General features: G+C 55.5%; 19 protein-coding genes and 1 pseudogene. 6 read left to right on the forward strand and 14 right to left on the reverse strand.

Annotation, left to right across the window (positions count from 1 at the left end):
• Positions 1 to 207 precede the first annotated feature (207 nt).
• The 5 genes from QQL28_RS34980 (at position 208) to phnF (ending at position 5281) form a co-directional block, all read left to right on the forward strand.
• A complete protein-coding gene (locus tag QQL28_RS34980; protein ID WP_284273042.1) occupies positions 208 to 729 on the forward strand; it encodes a hypothetical protein in 522 nt (173 codons plus the stop codon).
• Positions 726 to 2282, forward strand: coding sequence for a hypothetical protein (locus tag QQL28_RS34985; protein WP_284273044.1), 1557 nt, complete (start codon positions 726 to 728; stop codon positions 2280 to 2282). The genes QQL28_RS34980 and QQL28_RS34985 overlap by 4 nt, the downstream gene beginning before the upstream one ends.
• Positions 2269 to 3051 carry a class I SAM-dependent methyltransferase gene (locus tag QQL28_RS34990; protein ID WP_284273046.1) on the forward strand — a complete coding sequence of 261 codons (783 nt, stop codon included), beginning with the start codon at positions 2269 to 2271 and terminating at the stop codon, positions 3049 to 3051. Before QQL28_RS34985 ends, QQL28_RS34990 begins: the two co-directional genes overlap by 14 nt.
• Positions 3052 to 3199: 148 nt before the next feature.
• Positions 3200 to 4423: an MFS transporter gene (locus QQL28_RS34995; protein WP_284273047.1), complete on the forward strand. Its 1224-nt coding sequence runs from the start codon at positions 3200 to 3202 to the stop codon at positions 4421 to 4423.
• 51 nt (positions 4424 to 4474) lie between these two features.
• On the forward strand, positions 4475 to 5281 hold the full coding sequence (phnF, locus tag QQL28_RS46305; protein ID WP_431309695.1) for a phosphonate metabolism transcriptional regulator PhnF: 807 nt from the start codon (positions 4475 to 4477) through the stop codon (positions 5279 to 5281).
• 57 nt (positions 5282 to 5338) lie between these two features.
• Here the strand turns inward: phnF and QQL28_RS35000 are convergent.
• Positions 5339 to 5613, reverse strand: a pseudogene (locus QQL28_RS35000) (transposase); the annotation flags it as partial.
• Between the two features lie 707 nt (positions 5614 to 6320).
• On the opposite strand from QQL28_RS35000, the gene QQL28_RS35005 reads away from it, so the two are divergent.
• Complete coding sequence (locus QQL28_RS35005; protein ID WP_284273051.1) at positions 6321 to 7829, forward strand: porin; 1509 nt, start codon at positions 6321 to 6323, stop codon at positions 7827 to 7829.
• 647 nt (positions 7830 to 8476) lie between these two features.
• Here QQL28_RS35005 and QQL28_RS35010 read toward each other — a convergent pair.
• The 13 genes from QQL28_RS35010 to QQL28_RS35065 all read right to left on the reverse strand — a co-directional run bounded on the left by QQL28_RS35010 (position 8477) and on the right by QQL28_RS35065 (position 21272).
• The gene (locus QQL28_RS35010; RefSeq protein WP_284273053.1) at positions 8477 to 9640 is read right to left on the reverse strand and encodes an alpha-D-ribose 1-methylphosphonate 5-triphosphate diphosphatase; all 1164 of its coding nucleotides are present in this window, start codon (positions 9638 to 9640) and stop codon (positions 8477 to 8479) included.
• Positions 9641 to 9753: 113 nt separating this feature from the next.
• The gene (locus QQL28_RS35015) at positions 9754 to 10983 is read right to left on the reverse strand and encodes an alkaline phosphatase family protein (protein WP_284273055.1); all 1230 of its coding nucleotides are present in this window, start codon (positions 10981 to 10983) and stop codon (positions 9754 to 9756) included.
• Between the two features lie 98 nt (positions 10984 to 11081).
• Positions 11082 to 11441, reverse strand: coding sequence for a DUF1045 domain-containing protein (locus tag QQL28_RS46310; protein WP_431309696.1), 360 nt, complete (start codon positions 11439 to 11441; stop codon positions 11082 to 11084).
• Positions 11438 to 12190, reverse strand: a complete 753-nt coding sequence (gene phnL, locus QQL28_RS35020; RefSeq protein ID WP_284273057.1) for a phosphonate C-P lyase system protein PhnL — start codon at positions 12188 to 12190, stop codon at positions 11438 to 11440. The genes QQL28_RS46310 and phnL overlap by 4 nt, the downstream gene beginning before the upstream one ends.
• Positions 12191 to 12210: 20 nt before the next feature.
• Positions 12211 to 13008: a phosphonate C-P lyase system protein PhnK gene (phnK, locus tag QQL28_RS35025; RefSeq protein WP_284273060.1), complete on the reverse strand. Its 798-nt coding sequence runs from the start codon at positions 13006 to 13008 to the stop codon at positions 12211 to 12213.
• Positions 13005 to 13901, reverse strand: coding sequence for an alpha-D-ribose 1-methylphosphonate 5-phosphate C-P-lyase PhnJ (locus tag QQL28_RS35030; protein ID WP_284273062.1), 897 nt, complete (start codon positions 13899 to 13901; stop codon positions 13005 to 13007). The genes phnK and QQL28_RS35030 overlap by 4 nt, the downstream gene beginning before the upstream one ends.
• Positions 13898 to 14995, reverse strand: a complete 1098-nt coding sequence (locus QQL28_RS35035; protein ID WP_284273063.1) for a carbon-phosphorus lyase complex subunit — start codon at positions 14993 to 14995, stop codon at positions 13898 to 13900. Before QQL28_RS35035 ends, QQL28_RS35030 begins: the two co-directional genes overlap by 4 nt.
• Positions 14996 to 15616, reverse strand: coding sequence for a phosphonate C-P lyase system protein PhnH (gene phnH, locus QQL28_RS35040; protein WP_284273065.1), 621 nt, complete (start codon positions 15614 to 15616; stop codon positions 14996 to 14998). It lies immediately after the preceding gene.
• A complete protein-coding gene (gene phnG / locus QQL28_RS35045) occupies positions 15613 to 16035 on the reverse strand; it encodes a phosphonate C-P lyase system protein PhnG (RefSeq protein ID WP_431309697.1) in 423 nt (140 codons plus the stop codon). Before phnG ends, phnH begins: the two co-directional genes overlap by 4 nt.
• Positions 16036 to 16148: 113 nt before the next feature.
• Positions 16149 to 17867, reverse strand: a complete 1719-nt coding sequence (locus tag QQL28_RS35050; protein WP_284273069.1) for an ABC transporter ATP-binding protein — start codon at positions 17865 to 17867, stop codon at positions 16149 to 16151.
• A 38-nt stretch (positions 17868 to 17905) separates the two neighbouring features.
• Positions 17906 to 18817, reverse strand: coding sequence for an ABC transporter permease (locus QQL28_RS35055; protein ID WP_284273071.1), 912 nt, complete (start codon positions 18815 to 18817; stop codon positions 17906 to 17908).
• A 2-nt stretch (positions 18818 to 18819) separates the two neighbouring features.
• Complete coding sequence (locus tag QQL28_RS35060) at positions 18820 to 19767, reverse strand: ABC transporter permease (RefSeq protein WP_284273073.1); 948 nt, start codon at positions 19765 to 19767, stop codon at positions 18820 to 18822.
• Positions 19768 to 19769: 2 nt separating this feature from the next.
• Entirely contained in the window at positions 19770 to 21272 is a 1503-nt protein-coding gene (locus tag QQL28_RS35065; RefSeq protein ID WP_284273075.1) for an ABC transporter substrate-binding protein, read from the reverse strand.
• Positions 21273 to 21313 lie beyond the last annotated feature (41 nt).

A 21313-nucleotide genomic window follows, 5' to 3' on the forward strand; every position in this document is an offset into this window, starting at 1 on the left:
TGTCGAGTTCGCGACAACAGGTGTTGGCTTCGCGCCGGTTTTGCCTCGTAGCCAACACGCCCGAAGAGGAATCATGAGATCTCTGTCGTCGGTTCGACTATTTCAAGTTGGCACGCGTTTTGAAACCGCACCTTTCGACGGGCGTGAGCTACCGATTAAGGTAATTCTTCGTAAGGGACCGCGAGGGAATGAAGAAAGTAAATTAATATGCAGGTCTGCGTCAGATCGCGCTCCGCGTGCTGGCTCAGGGGCAATCCCACCACCAGCGCTCAAAATGTGCTCGCAGTTTCGATCGATCTCGGTCAGAAGCTCCTCATCCGCGTGGGTTCAACCGACTCTGCTCGCTCGATCTTGCGTCCGAAAACGCTTGACGCGATCCAGCATCTTGCAACAGACGAAACCTGGATAGAGCGCGTCGCGTCCGAGCACGTGCTGCTCCAGCCTGACTTTAGGTGGAGTTCACCTCTCAAACGACATGCCGCTAAGCGAAATTTCGCGGATGCACTCGCCAAGGACGACATCACTGAGAACGATCCGCAACCCGACCACATCGAACAGTTTCGCACTTCCGAAAGCGCACGACCGACTTTCAACGCGGACTGCTGCTGGCGCTCGTTTTGCCGCTCTGTTGGCCGCTTTATCGATCTCCATGGCGGTCGTTTACCGGGACGCCAACGAAGAAGCGAAGTCGGCCCTTCGGGTGGCTCATGCAGAGGCAAATCCGCATGAGCTTTAACATTGATTGGAAAGGCCAGTCTGATGAAGAGTGGTCTGCCCGCACGCTTTTTCAAGAGCTTGGTGTTGAACCGATCATCAACTGCACGGGCGTTCGTACCTTATATGGAGGCTGCAATCCTACTAGTTCTGTGCTCGCCGCAATGAACGTCTCCAGTCACGCGTTCGTTGATATGAACGAACTCGCGGAAGCTATAGGGCGACACTTGCGCGTTCTCACAGGAGCAGACTGGGGCATTGTGACCGCGGGAAGTAGTGCAGCGGTAAGTCAGGCTATCGCTGCCTGCGTAGCCGGCAACGATCCAGAAAAGATGCTGCAGTTGCCGCTGAGAGGCGAAAAGATAGTGGTCGTCGCCGCCGACCAACGAATGGCTTACGAGCATGCAATTCGAGCGGTCGGGTGTACTGTGGCTTCTATTACTCGCATGTCAGACTTGGACCACCTTTCAATTGAAAGAATTGCTGCAATATGCCTCGTGGGCCATGACATACCAACCTCAGCATTGCCCTTTGACCAGGTCGCAGCAGGCGCGATGCAATATGGAATTCCGCTGATTGTAGACGGAGCCGGACTAGCGCCCGTGTTTCCAAATAGGTGGCTCTGTAACGGCGCGGATCTGCTTATCCATTCAGGTGGGAAATATATCAGGGGACCGCAATCGACCGGGTTTTTGCTTGGCTCGGAGAAACTATGCAGAGCGGCCTATCTGAACGGCCCGCCTGGTCAATCATTTGGTCGGCAAATGAAGGTCGGCAAAGACGAGATTGTTGGCGCATACGTCGCTCTAAAGCAATGGGTGGCCGGAGGCGAAGCTGCCCGCTCCATGGATAGATGGCAAGCGTGCATTGCGGTATTGCAACAGGAGCTTCTCAGCATGCCCGGTCTTTCGGTCGAACAGATTGAACCGGATTCTGCATTCTGCAATCCCCGCATCGCGATTTCCTGGGACGTCAAAGCATTCCCGATTGACTCTGACGTGATCGCGAGCAGACTAAGTAGCGCGCGCCCCCGGATTGTCCTCCACGATTGTTGGCAGCAACCCCAGCTGATCGTGGTTGACCCGACGAACTTGACCCCTATCGAAGCGAAAGTCGTTGCACGTTCAATCGTGGACGCCATCGCGGATTGCCGATCACCACCAGCCGCGCCCCATCAGGAGAGTTTCGAGGACGTGGCGGGGAGCTGGCAGATTTCGATCGAATTTCTTCATGGCGCCGCCGCGCACACGTTTGTTCTTTCGCAAGATCGGCAAAACGTTACAGGAAAACACATCGGCGTCGAGGTATCGAGTATTTGTCGCGGCTCGATCGTTGGCTCGACATTAAGGCTGATCTCGCGATTACCAGCCGATCCAATGGCCATGGACTACGAGTTCGAGGGTTGCCTAAACGGAGGCATCCTGACGGGGATCGTGCACCTGGGTGCATCTACACCTAAACACAGCGGCGGCATGACCTTCAAACGGCAATTTGGACAAGCAAGTTGGCGCGGGCGCCGCGTTCCAACTAGTCTTGCAACCCCTGGAGGACAAGATGGAAGTCGCTGAGAGGCAGTCTTTCGGAAGCTTCTCCGAAGTTGCGGAGACTTATACTAGGCGCCCCCCCTATTCACGCCGCCTCCTTCATATGCTTGCTGACCAAATAAAACGGCTGACGGAGAAACAGACATTCGCGGATATCGGCGCGGGTACGGGCGCAATCGCCTATGCTCTAGCTGAGATCGGGCTCTCGGGCTATGCAATCGAACCCGATCGCCAGATGGTTGCAGCGGGGCAGCAACTCAGCTCAAGTTATCCAACCGTATCTTGGATTAATGCACCGGGAGAACGGACGGGCCTTGCCGACCATTCGCTAGATTGGGTTTTCTACAGTTCATCGTTCCATTGGACGAACGCGAGCGAAGCGCTTCGTGAAAGCATGCGAATCTTGCGGCCTCGGAGCTTCTTTACAATTGGGTTTTTTCTTACCGATCTTGAGACCGATCCCTTTCAGATCGAAATCGAAAGTCGGATACGCGACATGGCGCCAGCTTTGCGACGGGCGCGCCCCCCAATTATCGCGCAAATGGAAACCTACGAGGCGCTTCTCAACCAATATCCCGGCTTGATGAACTGCACTTTTCTAGCAACGACCGAAAAGATACCTATGAGCCAGGAGCAGTACATCAACTACTGGGCTGGCTCACATGACATCCCGAGTCAAGTTTCCCCCGAGGCTTGGAAGTCCATACTGCAAATGATCGCGGAGACATTTCGGAGAAGGCAACCAGCCAGCCTTGGATTTCGTTCCACCGCTTGGCATGCTCAACGCGAGTGAGACAGCCGCCGTCCGCAACGCTTGGCCACTGGTCCACGTTCGACAGGGAGCAAGCCAGCCAGCTATAGCTTGCGCCCCCGGCGAACCCAAAGGTCGTTGATAAATCTAAAGAAGACGATTCAACAATCGAAAGACGCGTCGCCACCGTATGAAAACCGAGCCAAGGAAGACGCCAGCACCGATATCGAAAGATGACAAACTTGTTGTCGCGGCACTGGGAGCGGCCGAGATCATTAGCTACGGTACACTCTATTATAGCGTTGCCGTAGTTGCGAATGCGGTTGGCCAGGAGTTCGCAGTCACAGACCAATGGATATTCGCTTGCTTTTCAAGCGCCCTATTTGCGAGTGCCCTTATGTCGTTGATAGCCGGTCGCCTTATGGACCGATATGGCGCCGGCATAACGATGAAAGTAGCCTCACTTGCGGCGACTGTCAGCCTAGGATTAGCAGCACTCTCTTGGAATGCACTCGTGTTTGCTGTCGCGCTGTTCGGCATGCAAATATCATCGGCCTTTCTCTTCTATGAGGCGGCGTTCGTTTTCTTAGTCCAGCGAGATGCGGGAAATGCAAAGCAGCAAATCACTCTCTTGACCCTGATCGTTGGATTCTCGTCGACACTATTCTGGCCGCTCACCTCCTTGTTGCTGATTTGGAGTTCCTGGAGGACTGTGTTTGGCATTTATGCGGGCTGTAATGCTCTTATCGCTCTGCCGTTAGTCGTCTGCGCTCTTCGACGGTGCCCTGCTCGGTCTAGAAATCATAACTACACCCTTGCGTCGCGAGTTCATTCGCAGTCCTCTCCCACGCTTATTGACCTCGCGTTGATAACGGTCGGCTTTTCACTCACGACGTTCATCTTCTCAGCGTTTCTTGGTCGGATGATCCCTATCCTATCCTCGATTGGTTTGGACCTAGAGCAAACTTCGGTTTCAGCTCTCTTCGGACCATCACAGGTTTTGATACGAATTTTCGCAGCTTCGCTCACCGAGAGAATGACCGCAATTCAGCTCACCATTCTCTCATCCATTCTGCTCTCTGCGGCTACGATTGTCGTAGAGCTATCTTCTCGCTCCGTTCTTGGAGCTACGATCTTCACAGTTTTGCTTGGGTTCAGCTCCGGTCTAAACAGCATCTGTCGTGGAATCCTGCCGCTGTCTGTGTTTGGCCGCGACGGGTACGGAAAACGAGTTGGGTTGATCAACGGCTTCCGGTTGTTAACGGCGTCGTTCGCGCCATTCCTCTTCACCTCCATCCAAAGCGAGTATGGGATCGCAGTTGCTTTGGCGCTTCTTGCGGCCTGCGGGGTTGGAAGCATACTGGCCTTTGCGCTCGTATGCGTCCGACCCGACGATCAACGAGTCTTGAAGTAGCTGAAGATGTGGGATTCAATTTCGGCAATTTGACGCTAGGAAGTATCATCTGTGAAAGACAAGAAAACCCGCGCATCAGGTCCGCATTTCCCCAGCTGCCCTGGGCGTGCCAGCTGGAAGCCCGGAATAGCAGTTTGGAGGCAGCTCGAGGAATTGCTAGTTGCGGAATTATCGAGCGGAAAGTACCCGGTAGGACTAAGACTACCGACTGAACAGGAGCTAATGTCACGCACTGGCGTGGGCCGGCATACCCTTAGGCAGGCGATGGCCACACTTGAGGCGAAGGGGCTCGTTCGCATCGAGCAAGGCCGAGGTACCTTTGTCCACGAACAGGTTCTGCACTATCAATCGTGTAGACGGTCGCGCTTCCGAGAAAACTTGCAGCAGCAGGGGCGTGAGCCTCACTACCACGTCGTTTCGGCCGAAGTTGTTGGAGCGTCTTCTAAACTACAGAACGCGCTTGATTTGCAGCCGGGCTCGACGATTGTTCACCTCATTGTGGACGCCCTTTCCGGACCGGCGCTTCTCGCGAACACCGATTTGTTCTTCGACCGAACTCGCTTCCCAGAGGCCGCCCACATCGTAGGTCAGGAACGTAGTATTCGCGCCGTGTATAGTCATTATGGAATCAAGCAGTATACCTGTGCAGGGACGATCATTCGGTCTCGGCTTCCCACCGCCGCTGAAGCACGCCGCCTGCACCAACCGAAGTTAACTCCGATCTTCCTAACAAAAACGCTTGACGTCACAATTGACAATCGCCCAATTGGATATTCAGAAAGCAGATGGTGTTCAGATCGCGTTGAGTTTATCGTAGGTACGAGTGAGAAACTCTATCGGCCAGCACGCCGAAAGTAACGCTGAGAGCAATTGGCTCCGACGGTGAGCAGAATATGTTAGGCGACTTACGAAAAGGTCGGGAAATGCACCGACGATACGGGTGCTGCGGCGGATTTCCTTCATGATGCGCTCAAGGGGTTGTTGGTCCGAATCTTCTGCCAATGGATGTCCGGAAAGGCGTAGTAAGTCAGGGTCTCGTGGTCATTTTGCGCGATGAGATCGGCCGTCTTGCTCATCCTGGCGGTGCGCAAATCCTCAACGATCGCTTGCGCCTTCTGCTCGGCCGCCTCACGACTCTCCTGGACATGAATCGCCTTGAGCATGTGGCTCACCTCGCGAACCTTGGTCGAAGAACCGTCTCGCCAAGATGATCCCTGATCCTGGCTTCGTCGATCTGGATCACCTGATCCATCGGCTTCTCGTCGCTCATTGCTTGCCCCTTCAATCTATAAAGAAGACGTCATTCCCGAAAGTGCGAAAGAATCTGTACGTTATCCGCCGATTAGGCCGGGACGACTATCGCCGTTTGAGCCCCGCGGCGCTTCCATAACACCAGATCAGCTGTAGCCTTCCGCGCCCTCCACCTCGATCAGCGTCGAATACGCTCAGTCATGATTTCGAGAGCGCTTGTCGCTGACAACAGACGGGCGCTTCGAACTTCGAACGCGCTCACCGTGGCGGCTGAAATATAGGGCGCTACTCCATCATCGTAATGGACTCTCACCATCTCTTCCTTGCAAGGCCTCCCAGCGCGCGCAGTAAGACCAGGACTTCAATAATCGCCGGGCACAAATAGCTGAAGCTCGAAAGATTGACTCGCCTTAGCGAAGGCCGGCCGAGATCGTCGAGATTGTATCACGCGAGCTCCTCGCGACGTCGCCGATTGAAAACAAGGCACGCTCGCAACCGAATATCGGCGGACCATCGGCACTTCCCCATTTTCGATAAAATGGCTGAAATATCCTCAATCTGTCATATGCATGTAAACATCCGGATGTTTAAGGCGCTCGCGACGCGGCGGTTCCGCAGGGCGGGTTTTCAAAATTGGGGTTCATCGATGAAAGCGACAAAGAGTCTTATTCTAGGTTCAGCGGCAATCTTCGCGGGCGCCGGAGCACAGGCAGCTGATCTTCCGGTCAAGGCCAGGTCAGTTGAATACGTAAAAATCTGTTCGTTGTATGGGACGGGATTCTATTACGTCCCGGGCTCTGACACGTGCATCAAGCTGGGCGGCTATGTGCGCGCCGAAACCACGGTCGGGACCAGCTATCATTTCAATCCGCCCGAAAATGGCGTGGGTGGTGCTCGCAATCGCCTGAGCGACTATTACAGCACGCGAGCGCGAGGAAATCTCAACATCGACACTCGAACCGCAACCGAGTACGGCATGCTCCGCACCTACTTCGAAGGTGTCTTCACCTGGACAAGCGGTAGTTACAGCGGTAGCGGCACAACCGCCACGAATGGCTCAACGGGTTACTCCGGCGCCACGGCCGGTGGCGGTACGCTCGGCATCTACTACGCCTTCATTCAATTCGCTGGCTTCACGTTCGGCAAAGCGCAGTCGCAGTTCAGTTCACCCTGGTCCAGCTATCCGGCAAACAATCTAGAACTTCCGGGTGGCGGCGGATGGGACCCTGTCAATCAGATCACCTATACCGCTGACTTTGGTCAGGGCATTACTGCTTCGTTCTCCGCCCAGGATCAGGTCGTAAACTACACAACCAACATTTGGAACGTGAGCGGCGCGACCGCGGCGGGGCTCGCCACCGGCTCGTACGGGGCGGGCGACATTGGTGGTTCTCGAACTCCAGACCTTGTCGGCATGGTTCGCGTTGACCAAGTTTGGGGCCTTTTCCAGGCGTCGATTGCGGCGCATGACAACCACAGTGCCTATTATGGCGCGCCTGAGGTCACGGGTTATCCGAGCGACAAGTGGGGCTGGGCTGGTCAGTTGGCGTTGTCCATCAAGAACCTGCCGACCGGTCCGGGCGATTCGATCAACCTGCAGGGTGTGTATACGAACGGTGCAAGCCGCTACAACTTCCAAGACTATATGTCGACGACCTTTGCGATGTACGGTGGTACGGCCGTCTCCGGTGCTTACCAGAGCGTCGGTCTCGCTGGCGTATCTGACTCGGTGTTCGTGACCGGGGCCGGCCAGCAGCTCACGACGACCTATGGCTTCAATGGCGGCTTCAATCACAACTGGAATCCACAATGGAGCACCGGTATCTACGGCGCGTGGGCTGCTGTCCGGTATAACGGCACGGCCAAGGGCTACATCTGCGGTGCCGTCGTCGGCACGCTAGCTCTTTCGAGCGGTCTTGGCGGCTGCAATCCCGACTTCAACTATTCGGTCGTCGGTGCGCTGACGCGCTGGACCCCGGTCAAGAACCTGACCTTTTCGGCCGAGCTTGCGTACATGATGCTCGACCAGAAATATGCGAGCGGAAGTGCAGTGTCGCTGCCATTGCAGTCAAGTATCGCCAAACCAGCTGCTGCGTATGAGTTGAAGGACCAAAACAGCCTCCAGATGCTGGTCCGCGTTCAGCGCAATTGGTGAGATTTTACCAACTAGCAGAAGGAGCACTATCAACGTTAGCGACCTCCAAGGAAGGCCTCCGGTATGCCCACTGGGGGCCTTTTTCAGGTACACGAGGATCGCAGTGTCGCGCCACGCTGACATTGGAATTGAAATTCACATCAAGCGGCTTGGGTAGGTTTTCCAACCATGGCTTTTTGACATCGGCTGGGCTAACGGGATAGCTGTAAGTCATGTGCGTCACGGCCAACAGCTATTGGTTGAGGCGAAGATGGTCAGTGCTCCACAACCCTTAATCCTCCTTGCGGTTATCGACTTGGCTACCTGCATGCTAGAATGCGCGCGAATTTTTGCGGAACTAGGAGCCGCGCCAGATTCCATTCCACATGGCGAATGAAGACGAACTCGGACCGCGCTCTTTAGTTTGCGCTGCAGAACAAAAGCTTCACGACTTGACCTGACGCTGCGACAAGTAAGCGGAGTAGTAGATTGTTGTAGAGATTGATGGGAGCTCCAGCCAGCACAAGGCTATGGATTGGCCGCACGTGTAGCGAGACTATGCCGAAGCTGTTCAATTGCGGTGACTCTCGCTTATCATGAAGAGCAGAAGAATATGTCCTGCTACACCATGCGTCGAGAAGCGATGGCCAGAGCTTTGTTCTGCCGGATCAGAAGACTGCGCGCCCTTTGATCCATGTCCGGGTAACAACGGGTTTATCGTCAATCTCAATGAAATGGCATAGGTCGGCACGCAAACCTGTCCTTATTGACCCCCGGTCATTTAGTCCGCAAACAGAAGCGGGTGTCGAACTGACGGTCGCAATGGCTTCCCACATAGGTATTCCAACGGGCTCCTTCGAGAGCTGGAATGCAGCGTGCAGCAAACTGGCAGGTATGTAGTCGGAGGCGAGTATGTCCAGATGACCTGCCCTCGCTAAGTCGCGCGCGCTGACATTCCCGGAATGAGAACCACCGCGCACCACGTTCGGTGCCCCCATGACGATCTGAATTCCCATTCCTCGCGCGGCCGCTGCAGCAACATGCGTTGTCGGAAACTCCGAAATTGTGATGCCAGTGCGATGCGCGTCGTGGACATGATCGGCTGTTTCATCATCGTGACTGGCGACTGGAATGTTTCGCGAGTGCGCCAAGCTAACGATTTGGTCTCGATTTCTTGGTCCGACCGTTCTTGACGCTTCTATCCACTCACAAATGCGCCGCTCAGCATCGGCGGCGCTCCATCCATAACGTGTGATCTGCATTTCGCGGAAACGATCAATATCCGAGGATTGACGGTGCCCTGGCGCATGATCCATGACAGAAATCAATTTGAGCAGCGGATCGCTGGCCAGGAGCTCGAACTGCGGGACTACATCTAGGTCGGTAATCTCACAGCGCAGATGAAGAAAGTGCTCGCTGCGCAACAGCCCACTACACTTTGCCGTATTGATGCTATCAATCAATGTCGGCACAATTGTAGAGCGATCATCGTCAGATTGATCGGTCGCACGAGTTGTTGATCCAATACACAATGAATCGAAAACCGTTGTAATGCCAGCGGCGGCAATGACTGCATCATGGGTGATGGTCGCCGACAGACCGTCCCAACGCACACGCGGCCGGGGCAGTGCATGCTTTTCCAGATTGTCCGTATGAAGGTCAATAAGGCCGGGCGCCAGATATCCGCCATTTAGATCGACTGCATTTGGCAGACTGCTTTTCCCGGAAGATACGTCACGGACGAGGCCGTCAGAGATGTGAACGCTACCCTCCGCAACTATCTCGTCCGGCAGAATTATCTTCGCCCCAGTGAGTATACACTCTGTTGCCATCGAACTGTTCCTTGTAACCAAAGTGGAGTTATGTCTTTCTGCCGGGACTAGATTGGGCTCGAGTGTTGTCTCTCGTAACCACGTCGGCTGAATCCGGATCGAGGTCCGCGTCGTTAAACGGCAAAGAGAGGTCGAGTGAAAAATTGCGCCAACGGCAAGTCGAGCAAAGCACTGACTGTGGGGGCGAAACTCTCGGCATCGGCCTCCTCGATGACACGATTTGGTATCTGACGTCCGGAGAAGAGACAGAAGCGATCGTCAGCTGCAGTTCCAGGTCGAAATCCGTGCGTCGATTGATAGCGAGAGTCTCCAACCAGCATATCCTCCGGCGTATCGCCGGGAGCGTTTCCGAAGTCGTAGCCTGGAGGTGCTACAAAGGTGGCCATGTAGCCACGCAACTCCGGTGGAAGGTGTGAGCCATTCCATGGCTCGGCCCCAAATTTGGTGAGCCTACGCTCCACTTCATCTCGTTCGGCGCCAGATTTGACAATCACGTGAAGTGTTGATCCCTCGGCATCTGAAACCCATTCCGGAATTACGCGATCGATATAGATCGTTTTGCTGATTGCTCCGTGACCATGGTCGCTCAGTATCGCGAGTGTGTATTCGCTATCGTCCTGACGCTGACGCAGGCTGTCGAGGCACAATCCAACCAAGCTGTCCGCAAATGCCATCGCGAAATGTGCCTGGTCGCTTTCATGGCCGAAGAGATGTTGAGCCGTATCAGTTACGTTGATTTCTGCCAAGATCAGATCAGGAGGAGCGGCGGTCGATCGAAGCAGACTAGCAACGGCACCAATGATTAGCTGGTCACCCATCAAGTACTCCGCAAAGTGGTTGGTCTCCGTGCTTGTCTTCATCTCTAACGACGGCAAGGGGACGCCGGATAGTCTTTGCAGCGGATCCTTGATCCTGAGGAGCGACGATGTCTCACGAGACGCGGATACCTTGATAAAGCTCGGTCCACGCAGCCAGCAAGGCGGCACGTAAATGGAGACATCATCTGGCCGTATCAAAGCATGACCGATGCAGGCGACGTCGAGTCCAGCGGATGACGCCAAAGTTGCTATGCTTGGAACACGCATGTCCTCGGAATCTGCAGGAGCAAAACACCCGTCCTGAAAGATGCGATTACCGAAAATGCCGTGTCGATCGGCGGTAAGGCCCGAAAGGATGGATGCTCGCCCGGGCATTGACGTCGCGGGTATAGGAGACTTCATGCGCTTTACCTGACACCCGCCCTCTGCAAGCCGGGACAGATATGGCAGACGATGTCGGTGCGCCTCGAAGTAATCGGCGCTAACGCCATCAATCATGATCATCAAGACTTTGTTGCGGGACATCGTTCATTGGTCTCCATCATGAAAAGTGGCAATTCACTCGCCTGCCGCTGTTTCAGCCGGTTGAGGAAGTAGCGTTGCGCACGGCCACACTTGGCTCGTTAGTTCTCGATCGCTTCGGTTTGCGCCGGCGAGGAGCGGCGTCGCTGACAAGTACCGATGCGCATCGCCCCAATTGGGCGAGGTGGTCGGCTGCTAGTGAACCGCTGAATGGCATTTTCCAACTCTTGCAGGCTCGTTCCCGCCGCAAGGTGGAACGGTGCCTTCAGCGTTGCGTGAAAGCCGTATCGCCGAGGTTCGGTCGTCAGCGAGACCCAGCGGTTCAATCGACTGCCGGGGAGGGTTTCAGTTCGGGCAAAAGGATCGTGGCCCAGCCATTGCGCCGCCGCTCGGCCCAATGGGTGCTCCGGTGCGGGAGTACAGTAGAGCGCAAAGCGTGGCCCGGTCGCCTGGCTCGTCATTCCACAGAGGCTCCGACATGCGCGCTCTTCTCCTTTTCCGCGTGCGGAGCGCTCCTCACATCTATCGACTTCCCAACCTCAAATAACCGATCCCCAACAGCGTTGCGGACCTCTTCATCATGGAAGATGCCAACGACGGCAGTTCCCCGCGATTTGGCCTCCTGGATCAATTCGATTACCATCCGCCGGTTAGCGGCATCAAGCGAGGCAGTGGGCTCATCGAGAAGGAGAATTGGATAATGGACCATAAGGCCGCGAGCAATGTTGACCCGCTGCTGCTCGCCACCCGAAAAGGTCGCGGGAGCGAGCGACCATAAGCGTTCCGGAATGCGCAATCTCGTAAGTAAATTAGCGGCAGCGTTTGCCGCTGCTTCGCGTGCGGCTCCTGTAAAGATCGCGGGTTCAGCGACGACATCGAGTGTTGAAATTCGAGGAATTACCCGCAGAAATTGGCTTACATAACCAATACTGCGCTTGCGAATTTCGACGACTTCCCATGGCTCCGCTGCAAGCAGGTCAATGATTTTCCCGCCGTGTTCGACCAAGATCCGGCCAGCATCTGGTTTATAGTTCGCATAGAGTGATCGCAGGAGCGTGGATTTTCCTGCTCCGGATGGTCCATGCAGGCAGACGCATTCGCCGCCTCTAACGGCAAGGTCGATGTCACGAAAGACGGGAAGCCTTGTTCCTCCCTGCGTATGAAGCGTAAAGGTCTTGCTTAGGCCTTCGGCATGCAAACGTATTGACATGATGTTGATCTCAAGGCTTCTCACGCTTGCAGTACGGACGAGACGAGTAGTTGCGTGTAGGGGTGGTGGGGATCATCGAGTACCTGATCGGTCAGTCCCTCTTCGATCACCCTGCCGCGCTGCATGACCATTAGCCGATCGGCTAGCAGGCGGACCACCGCAAGGTCATGAGTGACGATAATGGCTGCAATACCAAGCTCACGAACTAGCCCGCGCAGGAGATCGAGCAGACGCGCCTGAACCGAGACGTCAAGCCCACCAGTCGGCTCATCCATGAAGACCAGGCGCGGACGTGTCACGAGATTGCGTGCTATTTGCAGTCGTTGCTGCATGCCGCCGGAGAATGTCTTTGGTTTGTCGTCAGTACGGGAGAGGTCAATCTCAACTTTCTCGAGCCAGTTCTGAGCCTCGGAACGAATATTCCCGTAGTGACGTGCCCCGATCGCCATCGGCCGTTCGCCGACATTGCCGCCGGCGGTGAAATCCATCCGCAGACCGTCGCGAGGATTTTGATGCACGATACCCCACTCTGATCTGGCAAGACGTCGTCGCTCAGGCTCTGATAAAGCCAGAATATCGACCGGCCCACGATCTTTCATATCGTAAACGAGGGAGCCTGTGTCTGGTTGGAGACGCCCGCTGATGCATGCGAGCAGCGTCGACTTTCCAGAACCGCTTTCGCCAACGATACCGAGCACCTCGCCTGGCCGAACCGAGAAGGAAATATCCTGGCAGCCAAGTTGCTTGCCATAAGACCTGCTGACCCCATTCACGCTGAGGAGTGGAGGGGGTAGTGCTCGCTTGGGAGCGGGAATCATGTCTGCACCTCGCTGTGTTCATCGCACAGCAGCTGTGCTTGACGATCATTGCAGTAGTCAGTGTCGGAGCAAACAAAGATGCGACCACCGCTGTCGTCAGTGATCACTTCATCGAGATAGGAAGTGGTCGAGCCGCAAAGCGAACAACATCCGCTCCAGCTTTGCATCGAAAACGGATGGTCGTCGAAGTCGAGGCTCTTGACAGTCGTGTAAGGCGGAATTGCGTAAATGCGTTTTTCTCGACCAGCGCCATAGAGCTGAATGGCTGGATTGTCCTGCATCTTAGGATTGTCGAACTTTGGAATCGGGCTTGGCGACATCAGATGCCGACCATTAACCAGAACCGGATAGTCATATGTCTTGGCTATATGACCGAAACGAGCGATGTCCTCGTACAGCGTGAGTTGCATCACGCCATATTCGGCATAGGCGTGCATCTTGCGCGTTTCAGATTCGCGTGGATCAATCTTGCTGAGTGGGTCAGGCGTGGGCACCTGATATACAATGATCTGCCCCTCGTTCAGAGGTGTTTCAGGGATCCTGTGCCGCGTCTGAATAATGCTTGCTTCCAAAACCTTTTCCGTCGTTGCGACATCGGCCACCATCTGAAAGAAGCGGCGGATCGACACGGCGTTAGTCGTATCGTCGGCACCCTGATCGATCACCTTGAGCCGGTCCTTTGGGCCGATTACGCTCGCAGTCACCTGAATGCCGCCCGTGCCCCAACCGTAGGGTAGCGGCATTTCCCGGCTGCCAAACGGCACCTGATACCCTGGGATTGACAGCGCCTTTAGGAGGCTGCGTCGAATCATGCGTTTGGTTTGCTCATCGAGATAGGCGAAGTTGTAGCCCTCGTTATGGCCCGACTGTTCGTTGTTGCTATTTGTGCTCATTGAGTGGCTCCTGCGTCTTTTGCTGCCTCGTGTTCCTCGCGCAATCGACGCAGTAGTTGCAGCTCTGCCTGAAAGTCGACGTAGTGCGGCAGCTTGAAATGAGAAATGAGGCCGTTTGCCTCGACGTTGTCGGTATGGGGTAGAACGAATTGCTCGTTCTGTGCCGGATGGCGGACGTCCTCTCCTAGTTCCGGTGCTCGCAGGGCCCTATCAATGAGTGCCATTGATATTGCCTTGCGCTCGCAATGCCCGAATGTGAGGCCATAGCCGCGCGTGAATTGCGGTGGCTTCTCGGCTGAGCCTCTGAACTGGTTGATTGTCTGGCACTCGGTGACCGTGATTTCCGCGATCGCGATCGGGAATCCGAGTTCCTCCGGCTCGATCTCGACCAAGACCTCTCCTAGCCGGATCTCGCCGACAAACGGATGAGCGCCGCCATACCCGCGGGTCGTTGAGTAGGCGAGGCCTAAGAGGAATCCTTCATCTGCACGCGCAAGATTTTGTAAACGTTGATCGCGTCCAGCGGGAAAGGTCATCGGCTCACGAGTTAGATCGAAGACCTCACCACCACCCTCTCTCTCCTCTTCGATCAATCCTTCTTGACCGAGAATGTCGATCACGCGTGGCATTGTCGGATCAAGCGCTTCTTCGGCAGCGTTTGCCTCAGCAGAGCCCACGCTCACCTCGGCCGCCAATGAGAAGTCGAGTAATCGGTGGACATAGTCGTAAGTTGGACCGAGCACCTGCCCGCCGGGAATGTCTTTGAACGTGGCGGAGATTCTCCTGCGCACTCTCATTGCGCCGGTATCGATCGGCGCGGAAACTCCAAAGCGCGGCAGGGTCGTGCGAAACGCCCGCAACAGGAAAATCGCTTCTAAGGCATCTCCCTGGGCCTGTTTGAGAGCGAGCGCCCCAAGCAGTCGATCATAAATGGATCCTTCCACCATCACTCGGTCTACCGCGAGGCCAAACTGCTCACTGATCTGGTCAAGCGACAGTTCCGAGACTTTCGGATTGCCGCGTCTGTTCTCCGCGACCAGTTTTTGGGAGTTGAGGATAGCGCGCTCGCCCCCCTTTACCGCGACATAGGACATCTATGCCTCCACCTTTATGGTACGTGGCAAGCCAACTAGAGCGTTTCCCGACGTAAAGAACACATCGATACCCAGCGGATAGTGGTCGGCATTTACATCCCAGTCCGACCAGAACCAGGACGGGAGTCCGGAAATGCGAACGGATGCGCTGTCGCGAATACCCGGGCCAGTCCATACGCTTGTCGGCCCCTCGGTTAGCGATGGCACCTGAACAATCAGGGTTGCGGAACGGTCAGGGTATTGAATTTCGCCCGCATAGAATTCATTCAGATGCGGTAGTGCCCCTGTGTCGGTAATAATCGCAAACCGTGCGCCTACTGCCCTTTCCACGAGGGGGGCCCCGCAATGAAACCGCAACCATTGCGGAACATCACCTGCAGCCGTTTGACGATCCAGCCAAACCGGCGTCTCCAAATCCATGAGCGATAGACAGAGCATCGCTGTGGACGTGGCGAGTGGTTGCGGCGCATCAAGGGCACGGTCGATTGAAACGCGCCGACCTGGATAGGCATTAGCCGAGAGGGCAGCTCGAAATACCGACTGGGCGTCGAAGATCGGATCCGCAAGACCTGGCTTGAGCGTTGGGCTAGTCGAGAACTGGTGCGATGATCGCAAGCTCATTCCGGATCTCCTCCGCGAACCATCGTAAAAAAGTCGACCTTAGTTGCAGCCGCTTTTCGGCCCTGCGCACCCGTTCGCTCAACCTCGCGAGTCTTTAGTGGTGCAATGACCATTGCGAGCAGACCGTCATGATGGCCTCCCTGCTGCTGTAGAAGGGCATCAACGAGTGCAGCACGACCTGCATGCTGCTTGTTGCGACCTTGCACATATCCATGGCCAATCGTGCCATCTTCCAGCTGCAGGGCGCAGCGTGTCACCGTCATTTCGCCGAGGTTGAAGATAGCGCCAGTACCGCCAGCACGGCCGCGCACCATGACGAGCCCAATCTCGGGTTTGCGAAGCCACACAAACGGTACGTCGGTTAGGCCTTTTGTCAGCGAAGCGAGTTGATCTGCCTCACTTCGTGAAAGGATACCCATCCATATTGACCTCTCCGCTGAAGAGGTTCTTTCAACTACGTCTTGCATTTACCCTTCCGAAAACGTCTTACCATAGCCACGTATGGGTGCTGCCGTTGGTTGGCTGGCGGTACTCAACATGCATATGATCCCATTGGGCGGCGGAGCCCATTAGCACCGCTCTCTCGCTCAAATCCTATTTCCGCCGCATCGTGAAAGGCATCGATCAGAGACTGCGTGTACGGATGCGCGGGATTGATGAGAACTTTTTCGGTTGTTCCCGATTCGCAAATCCGTCCCTTATGAAGAACAATGATCTCGTCTGCGATTGAGGAGACCACCGCAAGATCGTGGGATACGAACAAGAATGTGCAGCCGGTTTGAGCGCGAATGCTCCTGATAACATCTAGCACCGCCGCCTGTACCGAGAGGTCTAGGGCCGATGTGATCTCGTCACAGAGCATGATTGCAGGCTCGGCGGCGCAGGCACGGGCAATCGCCACACGTTGGGCCTGCCCCCCCGATAGCTCACTTGGCAATCTATCGAGATAGTCGGACGTGAGCTGGACCATTCCAAGAAGCTCGATAGCACGTGCCCGCCGCTTTGCGTTTGATAGATTGAAGTAAAGGCGCAAAGGAGCGTCGATCGCTTCGAAGACGCTTTGCCGCGGATTAACCGCCGCTAGCGGGTTTTGCCACACGAGTTGGACCTTCTGGCGCAGATCCAGGGATCTGCTCTTCAGCTGGGCCAGATCCTGAGAGTTCATCAGAAGAATTTGGCCGCGTTGTGCTGACGTCGCGCCGGCAATGGATTTTAGAAGGGTGGATTTCCCAGAGCCTGACTCGCCGACAACGCCGACGATCTTGCCTGTTTGAACCGCAAACGTAATGTCCTGAATGGCCGGACTCCCTTCATCAAGACGCGAGGAAAGCCAGAGCTGTGACAGAAGAGAGCGTCGCGAAAAGCGAACGGTTAAATCACGGATGTCCAGCGCATTTGTGGCGGTGCCGCTCTGGGCATGAGTGGTTTGCGATTGCAGGCCTCGTTGCGATCGCCACGACGGCTGTGCTTTGAGCAGCGTCTGCGTATAGGGATGCTGGGGTGTTCGTAGCACCTGATCGGCATTGCCGTTCTCAACGACCTTTCCTTCGTGCATCACCGCAACATGTGAACAGAGACGCGAGACAACGCGCATATCATGCGTGACGCATACAATCGTTAAGGAGCGCTCATCTACGAGGGTCCGAAGCAGCGCCAGAAGTTCGTTGTGTGTCGTAGCATCGAGAGCCGATGTCGGCTCGTCCAGAACCAACAGGTCAGCGCGGCCAGCGATCGCCATCGCGATCGCACATCTCTGTTGCTGCCCCCCTGATAGTTGATGAGGGTACCTCGACGCAATCTCACTTGGTAGGCTCACTGATCTGAGTAGCTCGTTGACACGTGCTCTTATCTGAACCGCTGAATGAGTTCCGTCGATCCAAAGGAGCTCTTCGATCAGAGAGCCGATGCGTTTGGTCGGGGTCAGAGAGAAACCGGCATTCTGGGGCACGTAGCCAACAGCGCGGCGTCGCAATTCTCTGAGCTCTGTCTCAGGCGCGGACATGACGTCACACTTGTCGATCAAGACGCGACCGGATACGCGCTGAAGCCCCGGCTTGAGATATCCTAGCATCGTGAGTGCCAGGGTGCTCTTTCCACTGCCTGACTCTCCAACTATTCCGAGTACAGTCCTTCTCTGGACGCAAAGATTAATGTCATCGAGTATCAGCCTTTTATCATTACCTGCTACTGCCACGTGCAGGCCGTGCACATTGATAAGTGGCCGCTCTTCGACATTCAGCACCTTAGTCATCTACTTACGCCTCAGGTCGTCTGTTGTTCTTTTGGTGACTAACGGCCGAGGGCTTTGCCGGCGCCATCTGCTAGGAAGATAACGCCGAGGATCAAACTCGCGAGTGCAGCGCACGGCCAGAGGGTGGCCCAAGGAGCAATGGCCATGACGTTGCGAGCATCCGAAATCATGAGTCCCCAGTCGGGCGTCGGCGGAGCAACGCCGAAACCAAGAAAGGAAAGCGAGCTGAAACCAAGCAGCATCCCGGCCCAACGTATCGCCCCATCTACGACGATAACTCCGAGCACGTTAGGCAGAATTTCGCGAAACAGAATGGTCGACGAGCGTTCGCCTCGAACGCGGGCGGCAGCAACAAAATCGGAAGAAGCTACGCTCAGAGCCGCAGCTCTTGAGACGCGCACCACTGCAGTCCCATAGAAGATGCCCAGCGCAGGAATGAGTGCGTAGGCACCGCCTGTGAAGAAGTTGGCTAGAAGTAGCAGGAATAATAGGTACGGCAGTGCGCCAATGGCTTCGACAAGCCGCATCATGATTGCATCGAGAAGTCCTCCGCGCATCGCTGCTGTAATTCCAGCGACTGCACCGCCAACAACCGCAAGGAGCGCCCCTATGGCAGTGATCGCGATTGCGATGCGTCCGCCCACAATTGTTCGGGAGAGCACATCTCGTCCGAGGAGGTCCGTTCCAAATGGATGAGCCCAGCTCGGCGCGGCCAGAATGGTGCGCGGATCCTGCGCAAGCGGGTCATGAGGAATAATCCAAGGACCGGTAAGGACGACGATCGCATGGAAGAGAACGAAGAGCACACCAATTGCGCCCGCCGGCTTGTGGACGATCGCTCGGAGAAGCTTCCAAAGCGACCTGTCGCTGAACGTGTTGACGGGCGAGCTCGCCTGCGCCGGTGCGGAAAAATGGTAAGATGCCTCAGCGAAAATGTCTCGGTCGGCCATTGCTAATCAGCCCTTCGAGCAATGCGCGGATCCAGCAATGTCGATATGAGATCTGCAAGCAGACTAAGGCTGACATACGTCAGTGCGAATATAACGACTACGGCTTGCACCAACGGCATATCCCGATCATGAATCGCTTGCAATGTAAGGGTGCCGAGCCCCGGATAGTTGAAAACGCGCTCGATGACAACTACGCCGCCGAGAAGCGAAGCTAGACTTAACGCAATTACGTTAAGAGTCGGCGGTAGCGCGCTTGGAAGTGCATGACCAAGAAGAACTCTCTGAAAAGAGAGGCCGCGAAGACGGCTTGTTTCGACGAAGTCGCTTTGCATAGCCTCGATCACGCGTGTTCGCACAACTTGCATGGTGTGCGCGACCATAACGAGTGACAGAACGGCTACCGGAAGGATGATGTTGGGAAGTACTTCGAGAATGGGTGCCCCGGTCGCTACGACGGTGATCGCGGGTAGCCATTGGAGGGAGATTGCAAAGATAAAGATCAGGACGGTCGCGATGAGAAATTCCGGAAGCGTCATCGCGACGAGAAAGAAAGCGGACATTCCGATGTCAAAGGCCGTGCCGCGCCACACAGCCGCTAGGACGCCAAGCACTATCGAGACCGGAAACGCGACTGATGCCGCAAGGATGGCCAAAAGGAATGTATTGCGCAGATGCGGCGCAACCACTTCGGCGACTGGGCGGTCTCGGGCGACAGATGTTCCAAGATCTCCATGAAGAAGTGCTTCAGCCCATTTCGCAAAGCGGATGGGAATAGGCTGATCGATGCCGAGCTTGACTCGGCAATTGTGCAGCAATTCCGGATCTTGCGCATCCTGATCTAGAAAAGTCGTGCACGCATCGCCAGGCAAAGCCTCTAATGCAAAGAAGCACACACAGAGGACCACAACCAGCGAAAGCATGCGGGAAAACAGCGCGCGTAGCAAGGTCATAACTATTTCTTGGTGATCTTGTGCCAGCGCAACATCATACTAGGGACGTTATCGATGTGATCCAGCGACGAGCTGTAAACTCGTATTTCATTCCTGAAAAACGGAATGAAAGCTCCTCCTTCCTCGGCCAGGATCGCCTGAGCTTTCGCGTAGAGCGCCTTGCGCTCATCAATAGTGCCGCTGCGCCGGGCCTCATCTAGCAAAGCATCGAAGTCAGGACAATTCCATGCGGTTTCGTTCCACTTCGCGCCCGAACGAAATACTTCGTTTAGGACTTGAGCCGCCGGTCGTTGCGCCCAATTGCCGACAACGAAGGGCCGATTTGGAGTCATCCAAGTGGTGCTCCAGTAGCCATCTACCGGTACTACGCGAACGTTTACTTTTACGCCTGCCTTGGCGGCCTGAGCCTGGTAAGCTTCAGCCAGAGGCACCATGATTGGTTGAGCCGCTGAGGTATAAAGATCAACCGTCAGTCCGCGTGGGTATCCTGCCTCGCCGAGCAGTTTCTTGGCGCCTTCGGGGTCGGCCGGACAGGAAAGGCTTGAGTTGTAGTAAGGATCTCCAGGCCACACAGGCGCATCGCAAGCGACTGCGCCATTTCCTTCGCCAACAACCAGGCTGAGCAAGCTTTGACGATCGGCCAGCATCCGCAGTGCTTTTCGTACACGTACATCGTTGAACGGCGACGTGTCGGTCCGCATAACGATAGGATTCCAGAGGCCAGCTGGAACTCTTTGCACGATAAACTTCGCGTTGCTCGAAAAGAGGCCTATTTCACCGGGAGTGACTTCGGTTATGTCAATCTGGCCGGCCAGCAGCGCCTGGTTACGCGCGTCTTGATCGGCGATCGCCATAATGTCGACCTCGGCTACGCCGGGTTTCCCGTCCCAATAGTCCGGATTGGCCGCAAGCACGGTGGTGCCACGCTGATCGAGTTTCGAAACTTTGAAAGGACCTGTCCCGATGCCACTATCATTGACTGCATCAAGATCGCCGCCAGCAGCTTTCGACGAAACTATGCGTACCCGATAGTCAGTAAGGACGATTGGGAAATCCGCATCGGCTTGCTTGAGCTTCACGCTTAGGGTCATATCGTCGCGAGCTTCGATGCTGTCCATGATGCCGAGAACCGAGCGAACCGGACTGGCAAGCTTGGGACTCAGAATTCTCTGCAACGAATAGGCGGCGTCTTGCGCCGTAAACGGTTCACCATTGCTGAACCGGACGCCGCTCCTTAGCTTGAACGTCCACTCCGCGAGGTCCGGTGAACTGCTCCACGCAATCGCCAGGGCAGGATTTGGTTGTCCATCTGGCCCTGCGCGCACCAGCTGATCGTAGATCATCTGGTTGGCTTCGAAAAACCGCGTTGGAGAAATGGGGTCGAGGGATTCCCGGCCGCCGTAGCCGAGATTATGAGAAATGCGAAGCGTTGCGCTGAGGGCAGGCGATGCCGCAAACAAAGCGAAGACCACAACTAGCGCTATCTTTGAGCGGAATTGAACCATTGAAAGCGTTCCTTTGGTCGTCGCATAGGTAAAATGTTGAT

Source organism: Bradyrhizobium iriomotense (genome assembly GCF_030160715.1).
Taxonomy (GTDB): Bacteria; Pseudomonadota; Alphaproteobacteria; order Rhizobiales; family Xanthobacteraceae; genus Bradyrhizobium; species Bradyrhizobium iriomotense.